The organism is Serratia sp. CY76391, from assembly GCF_052166695.1.
GTDB lineage: Bacteria > Pseudomonadota > Gammaproteobacteria > Enterobacterales > Enterobacteriaceae > Serratia > Serratia nematodiphila.
Map to the genome: position 1 here is coordinate 1 of NZ_JBJNOJ010000035.1, position 560 is coordinate 560.

The 560-nt window shown below is 47.3% G+C and carries 2 tRNA genes and 1 rRNA gene; all 3 read left to right on the forward strand.

Going from position 1 to position 560, the window contains the following annotated elements:
* Positions 1–73: ribosomal RNA gene (locus tag ACJ8PN_RS25605) — 16S ribosomal RNA — on the forward strand; the annotation flags it as partial.
* A gap of 74 nt (positions 74–147) precedes the next feature.
* Positions 148–224 (forward strand) — tRNA-Ile (locus ACJ8PN_RS25610).
* Between the two features lie 39 nt (positions 225–263).
* A tRNA-Ala gene (locus ACJ8PN_RS25615) sits at positions 264–339 on the forward strand.
* Positions 340–560 lie beyond the last annotated feature (221 nt).

Here is a 560-nt window from a genome sequence, read left to right on the forward strand (position 1 = left end):
TTTGTGATTCATGACTGGGGTGAAGTCGTAACAAGGTAACCGTAGGGGAACCTGCGGTTGGATCACCTCCTTACCTAAAGATATTAGTTCGAGTGGCGTGCTCACACAGATTGTCTGATAGAAAGTAACGAGCAGAAATACCTTTATAGGCTTGTAGCTCAGGTGGTTAGAGCGCACCCCTGATAAGGGTGAGGTCGGTGGTTCAAGTCCACTCAGGCCTACCACTTCTCATGAAGTGGAAAAGGTACTGCGCGTGACTGTATGGGGCTATAGCTCAGCTGGGAGAGCGCCTGCCTTGCACGCAGGAGGTCAGCGGTTCGATCCCGCTTAGCTCCACCATATAGTCCGGTATTTCAATACTTCAGAGTATATTGGCGACAGTATGCTGCGAAGTATTTTGCTCTTTAACAATCTGGAACAAGCTGAAAATTGAAACATGATGGCTGAAATTTGTCCCTCCGTAGATGTATTGGGATGAAGAGTAACCTGTCATAGAGTCTCTCAAATGTTTGCAGCGCGAACGATGGAAACATCTTCGGGTTGTGAGGTTAAGTGACTAA